Annotated in this window: 10 protein-coding genes; 7 read left to right on the top strand and 3 right to left on the bottom strand. The window is 59.7% G+C overall.

Going from position 1 to position 20,934, the window contains the following annotated elements; all coding sequences use genetic code 11:
- Positions 1-28: 28 nt before the first annotated feature.
- Positions 29-2,242: an exo-alpha-sialidase gene (locus tag ACTHND_RS09395; RefSeq protein ID WP_440177687.1), complete on the top strand. Its 2,214-nt coding sequence runs from the start codon at positions 29-31 to the stop codon at positions 2,240-2,242.
- 28 nt (positions 2,243-2,270) lie between these two features.
- Complete coding sequence (locus tag ACTHND_RS09390) at positions 2,271-4,718, top strand: glycoside hydrolase family 2 TIM barrel-domain containing protein (protein ID WP_440177686.1); 2,448 nt, start codon at positions 2,271-2,273, stop codon at positions 4,716-4,718.
- Positions 4,719-4,763: 45 nt separating this feature from the next.
- Here the strand turns inward: ACTHND_RS09390 and ACTHND_RS09385 are convergent, their stop codons facing one another.
- The 3 genes from ACTHND_RS09385 to ACTHND_RS09375 all read right to left on the bottom strand — a co-directional run bounded on the left by ACTHND_RS09385 (position 4,764) and on the right by ACTHND_RS09375 (position 9,809).
- On the bottom strand, positions 4,764-6,356 hold the full coding sequence (locus ACTHND_RS09385; protein WP_440177685.1) for a GH39 family glycosyl hydrolase: 1,593 nt from the start codon (positions 6,354-6,356) through the stop codon (positions 4,764-4,766).
- A 514-nt stretch (positions 6,357-6,870) separates the two neighbouring features.
- Complete coding sequence (locus ACTHND_RS09380) at positions 6,871-8,196, bottom strand: alpha-L-fucosidase (protein WP_440177684.1); 1,326 nt, start codon at positions 8,194-8,196, stop codon at positions 6,871-6,873.
- A 26-nt stretch (positions 8,197-8,222) separates the two neighbouring features.
- Positions 8,223-9,809: an alpha-L-fucosidase gene (locus ACTHND_RS09375; RefSeq protein WP_440177683.1), complete on the bottom strand. Its 1,587-nt coding sequence runs from the start codon at positions 9,807-9,809 to the stop codon at positions 8,223-8,225.
- Positions 9,810-10,612: 803 nt separating this feature from the next.
- Between ACTHND_RS09375 and ACTHND_RS09370 the strand changes: the two genes are divergently transcribed.
- The 5 genes from ACTHND_RS09370 to ACTHND_RS09350 all read left to right on the top strand — a co-directional run bounded on the left by ACTHND_RS09370 (position 10,613) and on the right by ACTHND_RS09350 (position 20,907).
- A complete protein-coding gene (locus tag ACTHND_RS09370) occupies positions 10,613-14,038 on the top strand; it encodes a TonB-dependent receptor (RefSeq protein ID WP_440177682.1) in 3,426 nt (1,141 codons plus the stop codon).
- A 191-nt stretch (positions 14,039-14,229) separates the two neighbouring features.
- Positions 14,230-15,744 carry a tryptophan halogenase family protein gene (locus ACTHND_RS09365; RefSeq protein ID WP_440177681.1) on the top strand — a complete coding sequence of 505 codons (1,515 nt, stop codon included), beginning with the start codon at positions 14,230-14,232 and terminating at the stop codon, positions 15,742-15,744.
- A gap of 108 nt (positions 15,745-15,852) precedes the next feature.
- The gene (locus ACTHND_RS09360) at positions 15,853-17,829 is read left to right on the top strand and encodes a sialate O-acetylesterase (protein ID WP_440177680.1); all 1,977 of its coding nucleotides are present in this window, start codon (positions 15,853-15,855) and stop codon (positions 17,827-17,829) included.
- Between the two features lie 33 nt (positions 17,830-17,862).
- The gene (locus ACTHND_RS09355) at positions 17,863-18,915 is read left to right on the top strand and encodes a non-reducing end alpha-L-arabinofuranosidase family hydrolase (protein ID WP_440177679.1); all 1,053 of its coding nucleotides are present in this window, start codon (positions 17,863-17,865) and stop codon (positions 18,913-18,915) included.
- 72 nt (positions 18,916-18,987) lie between these two features.
- Positions 18,988-20,907 carry an NPCBM/NEW2 domain-containing protein gene (locus tag ACTHND_RS09350; protein WP_440177678.1) on the top strand — a complete coding sequence of 640 codons (1,920 nt, stop codon included), beginning with the start codon at positions 18,988-18,990 and terminating at the stop codon, positions 20,905-20,907.
- The last annotated feature ends 27 nt before the right edge of the window (positions 20,908-20,934 follow it).

The raw sequence follows: 20,934 nt of genomic DNA, 5'->3' as shown, positions 1-20,934 counted from the left end.
CTTAAGTGCCCTTTGGGGTACGGCTCTGATGGCTTTGATGGCTGGCGGCGCCCTGGCGCAAACCTCCGCAGTTAAAAGCGTGCCCTATGTCTGGGCCACGGCGCCTATGGGCGGCGGCGGATTTGTCGATGGCTTCATCTATCATCCGAAAGAGAAGGGCCTGCTTCACGCGCGCACCGATGTGGGCGGCGCCTATCGCTGGGACGGCGCCGATCAGATCTGGATTCCGCTGCTGGACGGGGCGAATACATCCGACGATCTGGGCGTGTTCAGTCTGGCGCTCGATCCTGAAGACGCGAACAGGGTCTATGTTGCCACCGGCCTTTATACCAGCCAGTGGGCGGGCAATGGCGCGGTCTGGCGCTCGGACGACCGGGGTCAGACCTGGGCGAAAACCGCTCTGCCGGTGAAGCTGGGCGGTAACGAGGACGGACGCAATACCGGCGAGCGTTTTCAGGTCGATCCCCATAAAGGCGATATTCTGTTTCTCGGCACGACGACAGGCGGCCTGCTGAAAAGCGCGGACGGCGGCAAGAGTTGGAGCACGGTATCTTCATTTCCGGAAAAATATGTCAGCTTCGTGCTGTTCGATCCGGCGTCCGGCGTGGATGGCGCGGCGACGCCCACTCTTTATGCCGGGGTGAACGCGAAATCCGCCAGCCTCTATGTCAGCCATGATGGCGGTGCCTCATGGCAGGCCGTCAAGGGCGCGCCGACAGGTGGTTTCATGGCCGACCACGCCGCCTTCGATGGCGACGGCAAGCGGCTTTATGTCACTTTCGCCGACCGCCCCGGTCCCAATGACTGCAAGGACGGCGCCGTCTGGCGCCTCGACACGGCCAGCGGAAGCTGGACAGACATCACGCCGCAAAAGCCCGGCAAGGGCGGTCCAGACTTCTGCTATGCCGGTATCAGTGCGGCGGCCAGCGCGCCGGGAACGGTGGTGACGACGACTCTGGATCGGTGGTGGGGCGGCGACACAGCCTATCGCAGCACGGACGGCGGCGCGCACTGGACCGATCTGGGCGCAGCCTCGCATCACAGCGCCGATGGCTTCCCGTGGATGGAAGTCAGTCGCGGCGGCAAGGAAGCCATGGGGCACTGGATGTCCGACATCAAGATCGATCCGTTCGATCCCAATGCAGCCGTTTACGGCACGGGCGACGGCTTGTGGATGACCAAAAATCTTGGCGCCGCTGATGCAGGCAAATCAGTGGCATGGACTTTCGAGGTCTATAATTTCGAAGAGACCGCGCCGCTGGACCTGATCAGCCCGTCTGCCGGTGCGCATCTCATGGCCGCGGTCGGAGATGTTGGCGGGTTCCGTTATCTGAGCTTCGAGGCGTCGCCACCGGCTGAGGGCGGCTATTTCCAGCCGGCCGCCGGGTCCAACCGCTCGATCGACTTTGCCGAGCTGAATCCTGGCCTTGTTGTGCGTGTTGCCGACGGCGACGCGGCCAAGACCCACGCGCTGATCTCGCTCGACAACGGCAAGACCTGGGCGGATATGCCGTCGTCTCCGCCGATCGTGAGGCATGATGCCGATGGCTGGTATGCGCCGGGCCGGATCGCTGTATCGGCGCAGGGCGGCGCCATGGTCTGGGTGACCGGCAAGGGGGATGCCTATTATTCGCTGGATCGCGGCAAGTCATGGGCGGCTTCCAAGGGCTTTCCGCAGGTCAAGGGGCGCCTGTTCCCGGTCTTTTCGGACCGCTCGACCGAGGGTGTCTTTTATGCTTACGACGCCAGCACGGGCTCTATGCTGGTCAGCGCCGACGGCGGCGCGAGTTTCCAGGGTTTTGTCAAAGGTTTGCCGGTCCTCGAACCCTGGCGGCCTGTGGGCCAGCCGCGGGCGGTTCCTGGGCATTTACGTGATATCTGGCTGCCGACGCCGCAGGGGCTCTTCCATTCGGCCGACGCCAAATCTTCCTTCAAACAGTTGGCCGATATTTCCGAGGCGGCGGCGGTCGGCTTCGGCAAGAGCGCGCCGGGCCAGACCTATCCCGCCGTTTACATGTGGGGGCGCTATAAGGGTGTCTGGGGGATTTTCCGCTCCGATGACTCCGGCGCGTCATGGCTAAGGATCAATGACGACGCGCACCAGTATGGCGGGGGCATGGGCGGCCAGGTCATCGGTGATCCGCGCCAGTACGGACTGGTCTATATCACCACATCCGGCCGCGGCGTTGCCCTGGGACAGCCGGCTTCGGATCTGAACCCTGCGCCGCCGGCGCAAAAGTAATTCCTGAACATCTCCGAAAGGAAAGATCTTGCTTAAATTCACGTCCTCCGCCAGCGCACTTATTCTGGCTGGGCTCATTTCTGTTCAGCCGCTGGCGGCCAGGGCCGAGCATCTGAACCTGTCGCAGGACTGGCGGGTCCATAAGGGCGATGCCGCCGGAGCCGATAAAGTCGCCTACGACGATCAGGGCTGGACGCAAGTAGTGGCACCTCACGATGCCTCAATCATGGATGGCCCGGATGGCACGCCCTTCGATGCCCAGGCCACGGCCGGACAGGACTCAGGTTATTTGTCAGGCGGCGTGGTCTGGTATCGCAAGCATCTGAACCTGACCGACGCGCAGGTGGCGCAGGTGGCACGGCTCAATTTCGAGGCCGTCTATATGGATGCCGAAATCTGGGTCAATGGCCAGTCCGTGGCCACGCATCGCTACGGCTACAGCGCCTTTTCGGTCGATCTCACCGGCAAGCTGCGCGCAGGTGACAATCTGATCGCGGTACGCGTCAATCATGAAGACCCGTCGTCGCGTTGGTATGCGGGAACGGGCCTGATCCGTCCGGTGTCTCTGGACCTGCTGAGTTGCACTCACATCGAACCGGACAGCGTGGCGATAACCACGCCGATGGCCACGCCACAAAGCGGGGAGGTCGTGGTTGCGACCACCCTTGCCAACTGTGCGGCAAGACCGCAATCCGCGGAACTGGTCAGCGAAGTGGTGGCGGCGGATGGAACGGTCGTGGCGCATTCGGCCGTGCCGCTTTCCGCCCCGGCAAAGGCCGGCGTTCCGCTAACGCAAAAACTGACCGTGCCGTCTCCGGCGCTGTGGTCGACGGATGCGCCCAACCTCTACACCCTTGTCCAGCGGGTACGCATTGATGGCGCCGTCGTCGATGAACGCCGCACCCGCTTCGGCATCCGCACGATCAGCGTCGATGCGGTCAACGGTCTGCGCATCAACGGCCAGCCGGTTCGCTTGCGTGGCGGTAATATCCACCATGACAACTATATGCTCGGCGCGGCGGGCTTTCATGACGCCGATGCGCGCAAGGTCGCGCTGATGAAGGCGGCCGGGTACAACGCCATCCGCAACGCCCACAATCCTGCCAGCCAGGCTACACTGGAAGCTGCCGACGAACTGGGAATGCTCGTAATCGATGAAGCGTTCGACGCCTGGAACAAGGACAAGCGTTCCAAGGATTATGCCCGCTTTTTCGCCAATAATTGGCAGCAGGACATCACCAGCCTTGTGAGCAGCGGGCGCAATCACCCCAGCGTGCTGTTCTGGAGCATCGGCAACGAAATTCCGGAAAGCGGCACGCCCCTGGGCGTGAAGGCAGGCCATAAGTTGGCCGCGCTGGTTCGTAAGCTGGACCCGTCGCGTCCGGTGACGCAGGGTGTGAACGCCGAACCGCCGCTTGATGACGCGCAGTTCGCCACGGGCGACGTGGCGGGCTATAATTACCATGTTCAGCTTTTCGCCGGCGACCACGATAAATTCCCGGACCGCGTCATGTTCACCTCGGAGTCGACCTCTAAGGACGCTTTCCAGTACTGGCGGCCGGTGGAGACCATGCCGTGGGTGATTGGCGATTTCGTCTGGACGGCGGTGGACTATATCGGCGAAACCGGTATCGGCTGGATGGGCTACAGCCAGGACTGGCAGAAGCTGGGGCCCTATCCGTGGCATCTGGCCTATTGCGGCGAGATTGACGCCATCGGTCGCAAGCGCCCGGCGGCCTATTACCGCGAGGTGCTGTGGAAGACGGGCATTGACCCGATCTCGGCCTTTGTGCGCCAGCCGGCAGGCACCGAAGACCTGCCTGATCGCCAACTTTTCCCGATTACGCCGCCGCACCTTGACTGGTCGCTGGATGATGTCCATCCAAGCTGGACCTGGCCCGGTCAGGAGGGCAAAGCTCTGGAAGTCGATGTCTATTCAGAATTCCCGCAGGTCGAGCTGTTCCTCAACGGCAAGAGTCTGGGCCGCAAGGCTGTCGGCGTGGACAGCGAATATAAGGCCATTTATTCCGTCCCCTACGCGTCGGGCAGACTGGTTGCGGTCGGCTACCGCGATGGTCACGAAGCGGGGCGCTGGGAGTTGCGCACCGCTGGCGACCCCGCCGTGGCGCAACTCAGCAGCGACAAGACGCAGATCCGGGGCAATGGCGAGGATCTGGCCTATGTCACTCTCAAGCTGGCTGATGAGAACGGCACGCCCATCTATGCCCGCAGCGGCGACCGCAAGGTGACGGTGCATGTGTCAGGCGCCGCCGTCCTGGCCGGAATCGGCAATGGCAACCCGATGGATGCCTCAAGCTTCCAGTCGGGCGTGCGAACCACATTCCACGGCCAGCTCGCCTTCGTGCTGCGCAGCCTGAACCGGGCGGGCGAAATCCATGTCGCGGTCGAGGCCGAGGGCCTGCCGACGCAATATCTGACGCTGAATGTGGTTTCGGAAAACTCTGTGGCCCCATAAGGCGGACGTGTCCGGGCGCAGCCCAAAGCCGCGCCCGGCAGTCGGTCAGGCTTTCGGCGTCAGCCGCGCCAGCACGATGTCATTGCTGTTCATGACCAGTTTGACCTGCGCCTTGCCGTCGCTGCCCACCTTGAGCGTGCGCTTAGATTCCGGGCGGTCGAGCGTCAGCGCCTGCAAGTCACGGAGCTGCTCCGGCGACAGGGCGGTGGGCGAACCCATGGCGATATAGGCGCTGTAGGCGTCGTTCTTGCGATAACCTGTGCGCTGAATGCTCAGATCATAAACACCGGGCTGCAAACCCTCGAAGGCGAGTTCGAGCGGCTGCGACGGCTTATTAGGCACGAGCTTGCTGAAGAAGGTACCATTGCTGCGGCCCTGCTGGTCAGGCAATTGGAAATCCCAGGCGACGACCGAGACGGTCTGATCGTCGTGCGCTGCCCAGACCTGACTGTCCGCACAAGGGATTTCATTGCCCTGCAGGGCGTGCAGATATTTGTAGGCGAACCATGACGGCTTGCGCACGCCGTCTTTCGTCATCAGACCGAAGCCGCCCTCGAACGGTTTGGACGGCGGACCAGGTTCCTCGAACAGGTCGGAATAGACCCAGTAGCTCATGCCCTGGGCGATGCCCTGAACGGCCTTCAGCTTGCTGAGGATATAGGGCGCGGCGACGTAGGAATCGTGACTGAGGTCGCGCGGATTGTAGCTGGTGCTCCATTCCGAGAAATAAAGCGGCAGGCCCGGAAAGGCCGAAGCCTCGATCTGGGCGCGCACCTTTTTGACGTCGCCGATGATGGCGTCAGGGTTCTTGGACAGTTGCAGGTCCATCTTCCCCTCCTCGTCGAGATAGCCGTAATCGACGCCATAGGTATGGGTGGTAATGAAATCGACGGGTGAGTTGGTGGCCTTGGCGTAGGCTAGGAATTCCGGCACCCAGGCCGCACCGGCGGTGGCCGGACCACCGACGCGCAATTGCGGATCGATAGCCTTGAGGGTACGGGCGGTCAGGCCAAAGAGCGCGAAATAGGCTTCCTGATCGGCATATTGCCAGAAACCGTCCAGGTTGGGTTCGTTCCACACCTCGAAGAACCAGGAACGCACCTCGTCAAGGCCGTGCCGTTCGATCATATGCCGCGTGAAAGCATCCACGAGTTGCTTCCACAGGTCGGGACGGGGATGGGAGGTATTGCCCTTCCAGTAGAAGATGGTCTGGTCGGAGGTCTTGAGCGCATCAGGGGTGAAGCCGAGTTCGACAAAAGGCTTGATGCCTGATTTCAGCATGGCGTCATAAAGATAATCAACGCGCGTCCAGTCATAGACCAGCTTGTCATCCTTGCGCTTCACCGTGCCCAGATCGTCTGCGAAGATGTTGTGGAAACGCATATAGCGGAAGCCCAACTCATCCGACGCTTCTTTCAGTTGCGCCAGATTGGCGTCGCGGATGGTCGTGCCGGGAAAATCCGCCCCGACCGACAGGTCGAAGAAGCGGTCAAGCGGTTGCGTCGCCTGGCGCAGATCCAGCACGGCGCGACGCGCTGTGGCCTTGGCGGCAAAGGCAGGCCCGCCCAGACCGGTCAGGGCGCTGGTCAGGGCGAGGCCGGAAAGCGCCGACCGGCGGTTCAGGTAAGGAGGTGTCATGAAAACGCTCGTCTTTGAAAGCCATGAAGCAGATGGCCGGATCAGAACGATTAAGCCGTCAGCCGTCAAGAGAAAACTGTATGTGAAGTAAAAATTTAAATTTGAAATTTATTCATCGGGGTGTCAACACAACCGCCAGAAAGGGGGGCTCTAGGCTCAGGCTGCTGTTCGCATCACCACACCTGTTTTTGTGATGATGGAGTTTGCATCGGCGCCATCCGGCACGTGCTTCGCTGCATAAGCCCATTCTCCAAGGAGCATAGGCCCGATCAACGAACTCAAATTTCGACATACAAATTCATTTGTAAAAATGATATTTATATTTGACATTTTCTGAAGCGTCTCTATATGTCTGACTTATCCATTCGCGGGTCTTCCCGGCTCTCCACGCAATATATGAGTCAGAATTGGCGCGGCGCCTGCTTCTCCCTGGAAAGGTGCCGAATTTTACAACTGGCCTGCTCCCGCGGCGTGGCGCGGGAGACTTTTTTCTGGCCATATTGGATCTATATGATCAGGCAAGCCGCAATTCGATGACCGTGACGGCCGGGCCGCGCGATGCCGGGGGGACGGACAATGCAAGACCGTCGCTGATGGCGGACCACTTCACCGTCGCACCCGACAGATTCCGGACATCGACGATCTTGCCCGCCAGCGGGGGCAATACCAGCTGATCCTGCGGCCAGCCGACAATATGAACGAAGATGCTCTTGCCGGCCACGGTGGCGCCATAGACGCCATCCACGGGCTGGAATGGTCCCGGTCGTGTACCGTAAACAGCGCGGCCGTGCCGCTTCAGCCACAGCCCCACGCCTTTCAGAGTCTCGGCCTGTTTGGGCGGGATAAGGCCGTCACGGTCCGGGCCGAGATTGGCAATCACGTTGCCATTGCGCACAATGGCATCGACGAGCAGCCGCACGAGCTGATCCGTGGTCATGATGCTGTCTTCGGGCGTATAGCCCCAGGCGCCATTATTGATGGAAAAGGCTTTTTCCCAGGGACGGGCACGGATGGGGCCGGTGATCGGGCTGGGGCCTTCGGAGGTATCGAAATCGCCCTGCCAGCCGGAACGCGGATTGATGACGATGTCCGGTTGGTATTTACGCACCATGCGATTCAGCTTGTCAGGCTCCCAGAACCAGGCGGCATCGGCATCCGTGCCCGTGTGCGCCAGCCAGCCGCCATCCCACCACAGGATGTCGATATGGCCGTAGTTGCGCATCAGTTCCTCGACCTGGGCATAGGTCTGTTGTTTGAACAGGGCGGCGTTTTCGGGCATTTCCTTAGGGTGGAAGTAGGCGGGAAAGCGCCAGTCGAGCGGAGAATAATAGAGGCCGACGCGCAGGCCCTGATGACGCACCGCTTTCACATAGGGGGCGATCAGGTCACGGTGGGCCGCCGCGTGCATGGAATCATAGTGACCGTAACTGGCCGGGCTATCCCATAAGGCGAAGCCGTCATGGTGCCTCGCCGTCATGACCATGTAGCGGGCACCGCCGGTTTTTGCCAGGCGGGCCCAGCTATCCGGATCATAGTGGCGGGGATTAAATTCCTGCGCGAGCTTGGCGTAGTCCTCCGGCGCGACCTTCTCGTTGAACATGTACCATTCGCCGCGACCGGGAATGGCATAAAGGCCCCAATGGACAAAGACGCCGAACTTGGCATCGCGCCACCAGGCCATCTTGCGCTCCGGAAGCAGCAGGTCAGGCGCAAGGGTCGGGTCGGCATTGGCCGTTTTTTGCGCGGACCGCTGCTCGTCCGTTACGGTCTGGGCCATGAGCGCGGATGCGGTGAAGGGCAGGGACAGCGTCCCGGCGATCAGGCTGCGGCGGTCAAACATGGGTGTCCCCGGAAAAAAGTGCGCGGTTAAAGGCTCAGTTTCAGCACACAGCCGTGTCGTGTCGGCAGGTTCGCAGGCATATCCACCACCAAAGCCTCGTCGGTTTGCCGGAAGGACACAGGTTTCGCTTGTCCGAGAAGTTGCACCTTGCGGACCGGTCGGCTGAGATGGCCTGACTTGTAGCCGAGCGCGGCGATCCGGCAGGTCGCGCCCGGATCACCGAGCGTAATGGCGTAGAGCGTATCACCCTTGGTCGTAAAGCGGATGTCCTGGCCGGTGTAGACATTATTTTCCATGAAAGCGCCATCCGCGGTTTTGGTCGGGCCCTCGCCATAGATTTTCCATGGGCGAGAGTCGTGGATTGCTTCGCTGTTGACCGACATCCACGCCGCGAGTTCATCGAGCAGGCTTTGCGATTCGGGGGGCAGGCTGCCATCGGGGTAGAGCACGATGTTGAGGAGCAAATTACCGTTCTTGCTGACGATGTCGGCCAGCATGTGGATGACATCAGGCGCCGTCTTGTAGGTATAGTTGTCGCTGTAGAACCAGTCGCCGTTCGAGGTATCGGTTTGCCAGGGCAGGGGATTGATGCCCTTGAGAACACCGCGTTCCACGTCCTGGACGCACATTTTGGCGCTGTATTCGCCGGAACCGAATGCCTTGCAGTTATATACAGCCTGGGTGTGGCCGCTTTTGTCAGTGACGCTGTTATAGTAGTGCGACAGGAGAGAGCGTCCGACAATGCCGAAGGGCAGACCACCGTCAGAATAGAGCAGATCGGGCTGATAATTGTCGACCAGATCGCGGATGCGGTCGAACCAAATCTGGTGATAGGCAGGATCGCGCGTGTACCAGGTGTCAGTACCGCGATAGGGTTCGTCCTTGTTGTCGTGATAAAGGTCGACGAATCGCGGATCGGCGCCGTCATAATTGACGCCCAGTTTTGGCCACATCTGATCGTACATATGACTGGGGTAGAACCAGTTGTGGCTGGCGCCCAGATGTTCGGACACGCCGAAGCGCAGGCCGCGTTTTTTTGCCGCCGCCTTCCAGGCGCCGACGATATCGCGCTTTGGCCCCATCGCAACGGCATTCCAACGGTGGGTTTTCGAGTTCCACAGGTCGAAATTGTCGTGATGGACGCCCATGCTGACGAAATATTTGGCGCCGGCCGCTACGTATTTATCCATCAGGGCTTCGGGATCGAACTTTTCTGCCTTCCAGAGCGGAATGATGTCCTTGTAGCCGACCTCGGATGGGTGCCCGTAGGTCTTGAGATGGTGTTCGTAGTGCGGATGCCCTGGAATATACATCTGGCGGGCATACCAATCGCCGGCGCGCGGCACGGCCTGCGGTCCCCAATGGGCCCAGATGCCGAACTTGGCGTCGCGGAACCACTCCGGCGCATGATATTGCTCCAGTGAGGCCATGTCCGGCGCGAACGGCCCGGAAGCGATCGGCAGCCTGTACTCTGCGGGCTTTTCGGCGGGTTTGCAGTCGCCGTCCGCGCCGGATTTTGCGGTTTCCTGGCCAAACGCCAGGGGAGCGCTTGCCAGGCCGACCGTCGCCAGGAGGGGCGCGCCCAGAAAGCTGCGTTTGCTTATCTTATTCATATTCCTACCTGCATGATGAGTGGTCGGCTGTTATCTTCCTTAGCCATAGATATTTGGCTTTATGTAACGCGAAGACGCAATTGCATCAATAAAAATAAAATTTATTAGAGAAATTTAAGCGGCCATCGTATTGGCGCATCTTCTGGCGCAACGGGTGGGGCTGTGGGCTTGAAGCATCGCGCATCCGGCAGGGTAATTTTCGCTGCTTACGATTGATGTAAGCGGTTGAGAAAACCCATGCCTTCATTTCAAAAGAAAGAGGCAACTAGAAAAGTGTTTCGTGGCAAAATACGACTTAGCCATTTTATAGGCGATGTGCGAGGTGGTCCTGTCTTTTTGCATTTTCTGCACATAAATGTGAATAAACTAAATTAGTTACATGGGTTATGGCCGTCGGCGCCGCCTTGAATTTCGGCGCTCAAATGTATTTTATAAGCAAAAAATAAAATTATATTTGATAAAATTGCCGGACGGGTGTATTGTCGTACAATAAGCTTGGCGCCTGGAGTCCTGTCAGGTTGCTGCGGCGCGTTTCGAGCAAGCTTGTGAACAAGGCGCAAATCGTCCCAACCGATTGCGCTTCCTCCCCGACTCCCTCGCTCCGCAGCGCGAGGGGCTTTTTTCCGAAATTTATGAAGACGGCGCCTTGTGTCAAAGGCGCAACAATCATGACGTTTCTTATATAAAATTCAATTTTATTCTTGAATTAAAAATGCCAAGGCTATTATCCTACAAATGGCGGCGCGGCTGCCACGAAGAATAAGAAGCGGCGACAGCGTCAGTTTCGGATCAGAGGGAAGAAAATGAAAAAGCTCACGAGTAGGATTTTATTGGGCGCAAGCGTATCGGCCATTGTTCTGGCGGTCACGGGCGTGTCCGCGATGGCGCAGGATGCTGCGACCGGAAATGACAGCGCGCCTGAAGCCAAGGCGGCCGCGGACGATACGCTTGTTATTGTTACGGCGCGTCGGAAAGCCTTGCAGTCGGCGATCCAGATCAAGAAGAATTCGGACACGATCGTCGACTCGGTCGTCGCCGACGAGGCTGGCAAGCTGCCAGACAATTCGATCACAGAAGTGCTTCAACGCGTGTCGGGCGTGTCGATATCCCGTTTCACTGGGGCTAACGGAGGCAGCACCGCGTTCCAGATCGAGGGTACGGGCGTCACTGTGCGCGGTCTTCCCTTCAATTCGAGTATGCTTAACGGCCAGCAGCTATTCAGCGCTAATGGCGCGAGCGCCATCAGCTGGAACGAAGTCACGCCCGAATTGATGGCGGGTGTCGATGTCTACAAGGCGTCACGTGCTGACCTCATTGAAGGCGGGGCGTCCTTGATCAATCTTCGCACCCATCTGCCCTTCGATTTCAAGGAGACCCAGCGCCAGCTCACCGTCGGTGCAAGTTACGGCAGCCAGGTAAACAAGGGTTCGCCCCGTGTTTCCGCCATGTTCTCCAAGCGTTTCGACACCAAATTCGGTGAAGTGGGCGTGTTGTGGGATGTGGCCTACAGCGCTCTGCACCAGCAGAGCAGCGATTTGCAGGTTGGTGCCATGTTCGGCGAATACGCGCCGACTTCCACGCGTGACGATCATCTGGCTTTTGTTCCCAGCTCGTTCAACTGGAGTACCAGTACGAGTAAGCGCGAACGGTACGGCGCCTATCAGGCCGTTCAGTGGAAGCCGAATGACAACCTGACGCTGACCAACACGGTGTTCTACACGCAGTACAACGACGATAGTTGGGGCAACAGCGGTGGCGTAGGGTCTTCCCCCTCGGCGGCATCTGCCGTTATGCCCAAGGTCGGCACCCCGGTTGAGTATGACGCCAATGGCGCTTTGCGCGCGGGTAGCCTCACTGTCGGGTCCACCGGCAATTCGGTGGATTGGTCGAATACGACCGCGAGCGACAGTTTTAAGGCGGCGAACGGCTGGTTCCCCTCCTATTATATGATGGATTGCGGCGGCGTCTTTGGCAGTCCCGCGTCGTCGCTTCAGTGGGACTGGTCGGCCAACAGTGGTATTGATCCGAACAATCCCCCTGCGGATTGGGATGGTAAGCGTCTGGTGCAGTGTGGCCCCGCGGGTACGTTTAATCCGAGCGGCGGGGCGTCGGCCACGCACGGCAAAAGTTCCACGCTCGATATTTCGCAGAGCTTCATGTGGACGCCCACAGACCGTCTGGCGGTTCGGGGTGGTGTGCAATATGTCAATTCCAGCTCGACCGGGGAACAGTTTTTTGTTGGCCTTGCTCAGACCAGCCAGTTAGTGACGTCAATGGACGTTGACCTGACGGGGGCTCTGCCAGTGTTGTCTGGTCTTTCCACCACTGGCATGCTCGATAAAAGCAGCGCGTATCTCAGCAATTTCGGCTATCACAGACCCGATAACAAGGGGGAGATGGTCGCTGCCCACATCGATGTTGAATACCAGGTCAGTGATGATGGATTCCTGCGCAGCATCAGTTTCGGCGGTCGTTCCGCTACGCGTGACGAGAACGACGACTTTGTAGGAACCTATTGGGCGCCTCTGAGTCAGTCCTGGCTCGGGAATCCGTGGGGATCGCATCCGGGAGACCCGACTTATGGCGCGGGGAATATACTATATCTGACGAATACGAATGTCCCGTCGTCAGATTATGAAATCAGCACCTTCAAGAATTTCTTTGGTGGTGAAGCGGCTGTTCCGGCCCAGCTTCTCGTCCCCAGCCAATCGCTCATGCAGAGTTATGACTGGTATCATTTGCTCTCGACGTATAACGGGCAGATCGCTAACGGGACAGCGGATGACTACTGGACGAAGTATATTGATCAGGGGCTGAACAAGACCAATAGCCACATCGCCACAAATGCGGTCTATATCCAGGCCAAGTTTGCGCACGATGGTTTCGGTTTCATTCCGGCGTTCTCGGGCAATATCGGCATTCGTTCGTTCAGCGAAACCCTGCATGCGAGCGGTCTGCTGCAAACGCCGAATGCCGCGAACCTTGCTCTGACCTTGCAGGACAGCCTGGATTACTACAACGCGCAGCAGGCGCTGGCAGCTGATCCGAATTCATCGCCGGTCTTCCCGACGCTCTATTCGTTTGTTCCTGGGTATAGCATGCAGACCCGCGACTACAGCTACCATCGTATCCTGCCTTCGTTCAACATCAAGTTCGACGTAACCAATAAGTTCATCATTCGCGCTGCGGCATCGAGGGCGTCTGCTCCGCCGAATCTCAATGATATCCGCGCAGGCGGTTCGATTTCCGCCAGATCAGTTTCTGCCGGAAATCCGCAGGCGCCTTCGATTCTCACAGGTGTTTCCGTTAACGGTGGGGGCGCAAATCTGAAGCCGACCATGATCAACAGCCAGGATCTGACGTTCGAATACTATCCGTCGTCGTCCAGTTTCCTGTACTTCGATCTGTTCGCCAAGCAGGTTGAGGATCACCCGGTGTTCTATTCGTTCATCGCCAACAACCTTCCCATCCCGGTTTTGGCCTACGCCAATGGTGACACCCCTCCGGTCAATGCAGGGGATCCGGATCCGGGGACCGCGACAACACTCGATCTTCCCTGGCTCTACCTGCAGAACAAGACGTCGGAGCAGAAGGCCTATATCAAGGGCTTTGAGCTCGGTGGGCGCACATTCTTCGATCAACTCCCCGGTTTGCTTCGCGGGTTTGGCCTTGATGGCAACGTGACCTACATCGACAGCCGAAACCCTGCCCAGCAGGCCAACAGCGTGTTGACCCCACCTCCCGCCGGCGGGGCCCTGCCGGGCCTCAACCCGGACGGCACGGTGCCGCAGACCTACTCCAAGCTCCCCTACGCCGGGTTGTCGAAGTGGGCCTACAACATCCAGTTGCTGTACAGCCGTGACAAGGTCAATTTCCGTCTGGCGTACAACTGGCGCGACAAGGCGTTGCTGTCGACCAACGTCAATCCGCTGTCCTATGCGACAAGCGGCGGCAACCCCTACGTCCTCAACACCAGCCCGACCAACTTTGACAGCGCCCATTCCTATCCGGTGTACAATATGGTCCCTGCCTACATGGCAGCGGCCGGTTACCTGGATATGGGCTTTGACTATCGGGTGAACGACGAGATTTCCGTTTCCTTCAACGCGAACAACCTCACCAACACGAAGTCGAGAACGCTTCAGGAGCCAGTGCCTGGCGTGTTCGAGCCGTACGACTATAACGTCAGTGATCAGCGCTACGAGGTCACCATTCGGGCACGTTACTAACCGGCTAAGGGGAGGGCGCTTCATCGCGGAGCGCCCTCCCTTTTTAAAATAAAGTCTGGCGGCCGGATCATTCCCGGCCGCTTATTGCAGGCATGGGCACAGGCGCAGGCGGCTTGCCCGGATCCAAACCGTATAAGCCTGAAGCCCCTTCGCCAGACATGGCGTCGGGTGCAGTCATGGCGAGGTGTGTTATGAATAGCGTACAGCAACAGGAAATCGTCATACTGGGGGGGGGCGCGGCGGGGTGGATCGCAGCCGCGCTGCTCGCCAAGAGGACGGATCGCAGTCGAATCCGCATCACTCTGGTTGAATCCGAGGAAATCGGCATCATCGGGGTCGGGGAAGCGACGGTTCCGATTCTGACGCATTGCAACGCTTTGCTTGGGATTGGCGAAAATGATTTTATTCGCAGCACCCAGGGTACGTTCAAGCTGGGTATTGAATTTTGCGACTGGGGCGTTGCCGGAAACCGGCATTTCCACGCGTTCAGCGACTATGGTCACCACGTTGACAATGTATCGACCCACCACTACTGGCTGAGATTGCGGCAATCCGGCGATGAACGTCCGATCGATGACTACTCGTTCGCCTACGCCGTCGCAAAGAATAACAATTTTGCGCCCAGTGATCCGCAGAATTCGCGCTATCACCATGCCTATCACTTTGATGCCGCATTGTACGCCCGCTATCTGCGGGACATGGCCACCGGGCTGGGCGTGCAGCGTATCGAAGGCAAGATGACGCACTTCGATCTGGATGGCGCCTCCGGCAATATTACCGCAATCCATCTTGCCGATGGGGTTAAGGTTCCCGGCGACCTGTTCCTGGATTGCACGGGTTTTGCGTCTGAATTGCTGGGTAAGGCGTTGGAAACGCCGTTTGTTGACTGGTCGCGCTGGTTGCTTTGCAACAGCGCCATAGCGGCCCCATCGAAGCGTACTGGCGCGCTTATGCCGTTTACGCGATCCACCGCCCATGCCGGGGGCTGGCGCTGGACCATTCCGCTGCAACATCGCAATGGCAATGGCATGGTCTATAATTCGGATATCTGGGGCGACGACGCGGCGCGCGACGTCTTGCTGGGAAATCTCGACGGCGAACTACTGGCTGAACCAAGGGTGTTCCGCTTTACATCCGGGCATCGCAAACGGTTCTGGAACCGCAATTGTATTGGGATTGGTTTCGCCTCCTGCTTCCTCGAACCACTGGAATCAACCGGACTGCAGTTGATCGTCACGGGGGTGTTGAAGTTGCTTCGACTCTTCCCCCAGGGGACTATCAACCCCGTTTTGCGTGACGAATATAATCGGATAACCACCCTTGAACTCGAGCGCATACGCGACTTCATCATCGCGCACTATTACCTCTCACGCCGGCCCGAGCCATTGTGGGCGGCGTCCCGCGACATCGAAATACCCGACAGCCTCCGGCACAAGCTTGATATCTGGAAAGCCAGCGGGCAAATCGCGCTCGGTGATCTCGAATCCTATATGGAGCCGAGTTGGCTCGCCATCCTGCTGGGCAACGGCGTCGTTCCAGAGCGCTACGCCGTAGCGGCTGATCTCTATCCGTTGGAGCAGATCCGCAACGGCATGAAATCGCGCCGCGAAGAGATCATGCGTTCGGCGCAGGCGGTTCCTTCGCACCAGGATTTCATCGACCAGTACTGCAAGGCTGATCGCGCAGGTGCGCCGGAACGGTTTTGAACCCAGCCGCTAAATCGCTTAAACCTTCACCCGGCTGGATGAAACACGGCTGCCGTCAGCCTCCGCAGGCGGGCAGGCTACAAGTTATACATCAGAGGAATTCGTCCCATGACACATAGATTTGCGGCTGAGATGTTTGTCAGCCTGCTGGCCCTGGCGGTCGCTTCCGGCGCCCAGGCACAGGGGGCTTTCGGTCTGGCGCCGGTCTTTAGCGATCACGCCGTCCTGCAGCGCGACAAGCCCGTGGCCGTCTGGGGGCAGGCGCCGGCGAATGAAGCAGTCAGCCTGACCCTGTCCGATGGCAGCCGCATAGTGGCCAGCGCCAGCGGTAAAACGGATGCCTCGGGCCGTTTTTCACTCTCCCTGCCGCAACAGGCGGCGGGCGGTCCCTATGTGCTGACGGTTTCGGATACGCACGACCATACGCAAACCCTTAACGATATCCTGGTCGGCGATGTCTGGCTGTGCTCAGGCCAGTCCAATATGGAATTTCCGCTCAAGGCGGCCAATAATGGCGCCGGCGAGGTGGCCGGGGCGTCGGACCCGCTGTTGCGCATCTTTGATGTGCCGAGAAATTCTCAAGCGGCGCCGGTCACCGGCTTTGCCAAAGAGACGCAGTGGAAAGTGTCGTCGCCGGCGGCCGCCGCCGACACCTCGGCGGTGTGCTATTTCATGGCGCGGCAACTCGCCGACTCCCTGCATGTGCCCCAGGGCATGATCCATGCGTCCTGGGGCGGCACGGCGGCACAGCTCTGGATCAGCCGCGAGAGCCTGGCGACCTTTGACGAGATGCGCGAGGCGCTTAAAGTAGAGGATTTGTACCGTGTTGATCCGCAGGCCGCCCAATCCTACTGGAAGACCTACACACAGGCCTGGTGGCGCGATCACGACCCGGACTACCGCCAGGTCGGCGAGTGGTCGGGCAAGGGCTTTGCCGACACGAACTGGCCGACACTGGTACCGTCGGGCGTCTGGGAAAACAGCGGCGTCGCGGATCTGAAAACCTTTGACGGCATCGTCTGGTATCGCCAGACGATCACCCTGACCGCGGATCAGGCCGCTCATGCCGTGACGCTCGACCTGGGGCCGATCGACGATTCCGACACCACCTGGGTAAATGGCACATGGGTTGGATCGACCGACGGCTGGAACCTGCCGCGACATTACACCCTGCCAAAAGGGGCGCTTAAAGCGGGGAAAAACGTCATTGCCGTGCGCGTGCTGGATTCGGGCGGCGGCGGCGGCCTTTACGGCGCACCGGCCGAACGGACGCTGACGCTGGACAGCGGCGCGACGGTCGCCCTGCCGGCAGAGTGGCGCTATCATATCGGCGCCGATATCAAGACGGTGGGGGCGCCGCCGACGGCGCCCTGGTCGGAAGCCGCTGCGCCCGCCGTGCTATATAACGGCATGATCGCGCCGGTTGTTCCCTATACGCTCAAGGGCGTGGCCTGGTATCAGGGCGAGGCCAATGCGGGCGCGGGCGCACTATATGCCAAACTCCTGCCGACTCTTGTAAAAGACTGGCGAGAACGTTTTCAATCGCCTGACCTGCCGTTCCTGGTGGTGCAGTTGAGTTCGTTCGGTACGCCCCAGGATACGCCATTGCCCTCCGGCTGGGCCGAAATCCGCGATATCCAGCGCCAGTTGGAGCAGGATGATCCGCATGTCGGCATGGCGGTCAGCTATGATGTCGGCGACCGGTTCGATATTCATCCGACGCAAAAACGCCAGGTCGGGCTGAGACTGGCCCTGGCCGCGCGCAAGGTGGCCTATGGCGAGCCGCTGAAACTGGGGCCACGGCCGGAGCGCGTTTATCGGCGCGGCAATGATCTGGTCGTCGAATTCCAGGGCGTGAATGGTTCGCTTCGCGCCTATGGTGGCAAGGATGTACTGGGCTTCGAGGTCTGTGCGGCAGTCTGTCACTTCGCCAGCGCCCATATCGAGGGCAATTCGGTCATTTTACCGGCAGAAGGCAGCGCCGAAGCCAGGTCGGTGCGCTTCGGATGGGCTGATGTGCCTTACCTCAATCTCTATGACGGGGCGGACCTGCCAGCATCCCCCTTCACCCTGGACATACGCTGACAGTCAGGTTGACCCTGGATTTTTGAGGCCCTTATGAAAAAACGCAAATCTGTCATTTCCGCCCTCATCGCGCTCGCCATACTGCCGGGGCTGGCGCAGGCAGATGCGGGCGGAGGCTTTCACTGGGCCTCCAGCCCGCCGCTTATCGTGCCGCCGAAAGGCGAGGGGATAACCTATTACGGCGTCAAGGATCCGTCGGTCGTCTTTTACGACGGCCAATATCATGTATTCATGACTACTGCCGGGACAAACGGGTGGGGACTGGCCTATACCCATTTCTCCGACTGGTCGCAGGCGAAAACGTCGCCGATCGTACCGCTGGACAAGTCGCCGATGGGGCCAGGTTATCGCGCGGCGCCGCAGGTCTTTTACTTCGCGCCCCGAAAGCTCTGGTACATGGTCTACCAGGGCGGCGACCCGCTGTACTCCACAAGTTCGGATATCAGCGATCCCCTTTCGTGGAGCACGCCCACACCCTTCTTCGACACCGTTCCGGATGTGGTCAGGCAACCGAACGGCGAGGCCGGCTGGCTGGACTTCTGGGTCATTTGCGATGACGCGAAGTGCTATCTTTTCTTCACCAATGATAATGGCAGTTTCTTCCGCGCCGAAACAACGCTCGATGCCTTCCCGGCCGGCTTCCATAACACGACCCGCGTAATGACCGGGCAACGGGACGATGTGTTTGAAGCCAGCAATACCTACAGGGTTCTGGGTACGAAAAACTACATCACGCTGGTCGAGGCCATAGGGCCCAAAGGGCGGTATTTCCGGGTATGGAAAAGCGATCGCCTGGATGGTGAATGGAGCCCAGTCGGCGACTCAATGAATGTTTTTGCCGGGGCGGGCAATGTTCGCTTTGACGGCAAAACCTGGTCGCAGGGCGTCTCGCATGGCGAAATGATCCGTTCAGGTTTCGATCAGACCTTGTCGATCGATCCGTGCCGGCCGCTGCAATTTCTTTATCAGGGACTTGACCCGGACAGCCAGGAACCGGACTATCTCAAGCTGCCTTACCGGCTGGCCCTGATTACCGTTGCCGGAGCTGACCCGGTCAGTGAAATGTGTCCATCGAGGGCGCGGTAAATCCGTATCGGCTGAAACATTAGGCGGGCCGGTAAAAAACGGGCACAAATTGAATTTTTGGGAAGAGACGTCATGCGATTTGGAAAAGGGCTTGCCACGGGGCTGGCTATAGTATGGTTGTTTGCGGGCGTCGCTAATGCCGCGCCGGATCCGCTGGCGCCGGCTGGTCACTGGACGGCGGTGGCAACCGGGCAGGCATCCACGCCGCCCATGGGCTGGAATTCGTGGAACGCGTTCCATACGGATGTCACCGAACAAAAGGTTCTGGATTCGGCCAGGGCCATTGTGGATAGCGGGCTGGCGGCCAAGGGCTACCGCTACATCAATATCGATGACGGCTGGTGGCTGAAGCGGCGGGCTTCGGACGGCCGCATGATCGTGCGCACGGCGATCTTCCCCTCTGCCGCCGTGGGCGGTGCCGAAGAGACAAGCTTTAAGCCCTTTACCGACCGCATTCACGCCATGGGGCTGAAGGCCGGGATCTATTCCGATATAGGCGCCAACAACTGTTCGCAGGCTTTCGGCGGCCCCGATACGCCAAACCTGCCGGAGGGCACGGTCGCCGAGCGCGAGGTCGGCCTGTACGGTCACATCGATCAGGACATCAAGCTCTATTTCGGTGACTGGGCCTTCGACTATATCAAGGTCGATGCCTGCGGCATTCGTGCTTTCGGGGCGGATAGTGCGAAGGTTAAATCCGGCCTGTACCGGGCGCTCGATCCGCTGATTGATACAAAGGAAATCCGTCGTACCGACATTCCGGCCGTGCGCGCGCTTTACCAGCAGGTCGCGGACGCGCTTCACCACACCAATCCGGATAATGACTACATTTTTTCGATCTGCGCCTGGGGCTCGGCCGATGTCCGCGCCTGGGCCAAAGACGTGGGAAACCTTTCGCGTACCAGCGATGATATCACCCCGAGCTGGACGCGTATGCTGGCCAATTTCGACAGCGCCGTCGGGCGGTCGCTCTATGCTCATCCCGGTTCGTGGAATGATCCGGACATGCTGTTTATCGGTCACGGCGATTTCGACGAACATCATCTGACCGAGGCCAGGTCGCACTTTGCCCTGTGGTCCATGCTGTCGGCGCCGCTACTCATCGGCTATGATCTCCGGCAGGCGCCGCAGCCGCTCATGGATATCCTGGGCAACAGCGACATCATCGCCGTCGATCAGGATCCGGCGGGTAACCAGGCCGTCCTCGCCTACGACACCGACGACATCCAGATACTGGTCAAGACGGTTGCCAATGGTCACAAGGCGGTGGCCAGCTTCCACCGGGGACTGGCGCCCGCCGAGGTCACACTGACGGCGCACCACCTGAAATTTGACGGGAAGGCGCCGGTTGCGCTCAGGAACCTGTGGGACGGCCAGGCCCTGCCGGCTTTCAGCGGCGAAACCCGTCTGCATCTCGATCCGCGCCAGACGCTGATCTTTGATGCCACCGGCACCCGAAGCCTGCCTGATGGGCTTTACCTGTCGGAAATGACCGGGCGCGTGAACCCGGCGGTGGACGGCGTGGTCACGCCGCAACCCGATCCGACGATCCACCGTATGATCACGCCCTGGGGCGGGACGACCGATACGGGTGAGCCGCCGGCCTATACCGGCTGGGGCGGCGCCCAGGCCGACGCCACGCCCTTCCGGCAAATGCTGCGCATCAATGGTATGGCCTATGAGACCGGCCTCGGCGTGCTGTCCAATTCCCGGCTGGAGGTCAAGGCCAACGGTCAGTTCCGTCGCTTCGCCGCCGAGGTCGGGGTGGATGATTCGACGTTCGATGCCGAAGACGACGTGACCTTCTCGGTCTACGGCGATGGCAAGCTGCTGGCGACATCGAAGGCCATGCGCTTTGGTCAGCCGGCCCAGGCCGTGACGGCGGATGTCACCGGCGTCCGGATTGTCGAACTGGTGGCGCGCGGCAAGAGCGGAAAAAACAAGACGCCGACCGTGGTCACCTGGGGCAATGCCGCCCTGCTGAATAAATAAAAGACGGGCCTTCAGGGCGACGGCGAA

The organism is Asticcacaulis sp. (genome assembly GCF_051954415.1).
GTDB lineage: Bacteria > Pseudomonadota > Alphaproteobacteria > Caulobacterales > Caulobacteraceae > Asticcacaulis.
Note: the sequence above shows the minus strand (reverse complement) of the source record. Positions and strands in the feature narration are given on the sequence as shown.

Bases quoted from the DNA above. Each gene is read 5' to 3' on its own strand.
- ACTHND_RS09395 (WP_440177687.1), top strand. From the start codon at position 29: ATGGCTTTGATGGCTGGCGGCGCCCTGGCGCAAACCTCCGCAGTTAAA.
- ACTHND_RS09385 (WP_440177685.1), bottom strand. From the start codon at position 6,356: ATGACACCTCCTTACCTGAACCGCCGGTCGGCGCTTTCCGGCCTCGCC.
- ACTHND_RS09380 (WP_440177684.1), bottom strand. From the start codon at position 8,196: ATGTTTGACCGCCGCAGCCTGATCGCCGGGACGCTGTCCCTGCCCTTC.
- ACTHND_RS09375 (WP_440177683.1), bottom strand. From the start codon at position 9,809: ATGAATAAGATAAGCAAACGCAGCTTTCTGGGCGCGCCCCTCCTGGCG.
- ACTHND_RS09370 (WP_440177682.1), top strand. From the start codon at position 10,613: ATGAAAAAGCTCACGAGTAGGATTTTATTGGGCGCAAGCGTATCGGCC.
- ACTHND_RS09365 (WP_440177681.1), top strand. From the start codon at position 14,230: ATGAATAGCGTACAGCAACAGGAAATCGTCATACTGGGGGGGGGCGCG.
- ACTHND_RS09360 (WP_440177680.1), top strand. From the start codon at position 15,853: ATGACACATAGATTTGCGGCTGAGATGTTTGTCAGCCTGCTGGCCCTG.
- ACTHND_RS09355 (WP_440177679.1), top strand. From the start codon at position 17,863: ATGAAAAAACGCAAATCTGTCATTTCCGCCCTCATCGCGCTCGCCATA.
- ACTHND_RS09350 (WP_440177678.1), top strand. From the start codon at position 18,988: ATGCGATTTGGAAAAGGGCTTGCCACGGGGCTGGCTATAGTATGGTTG.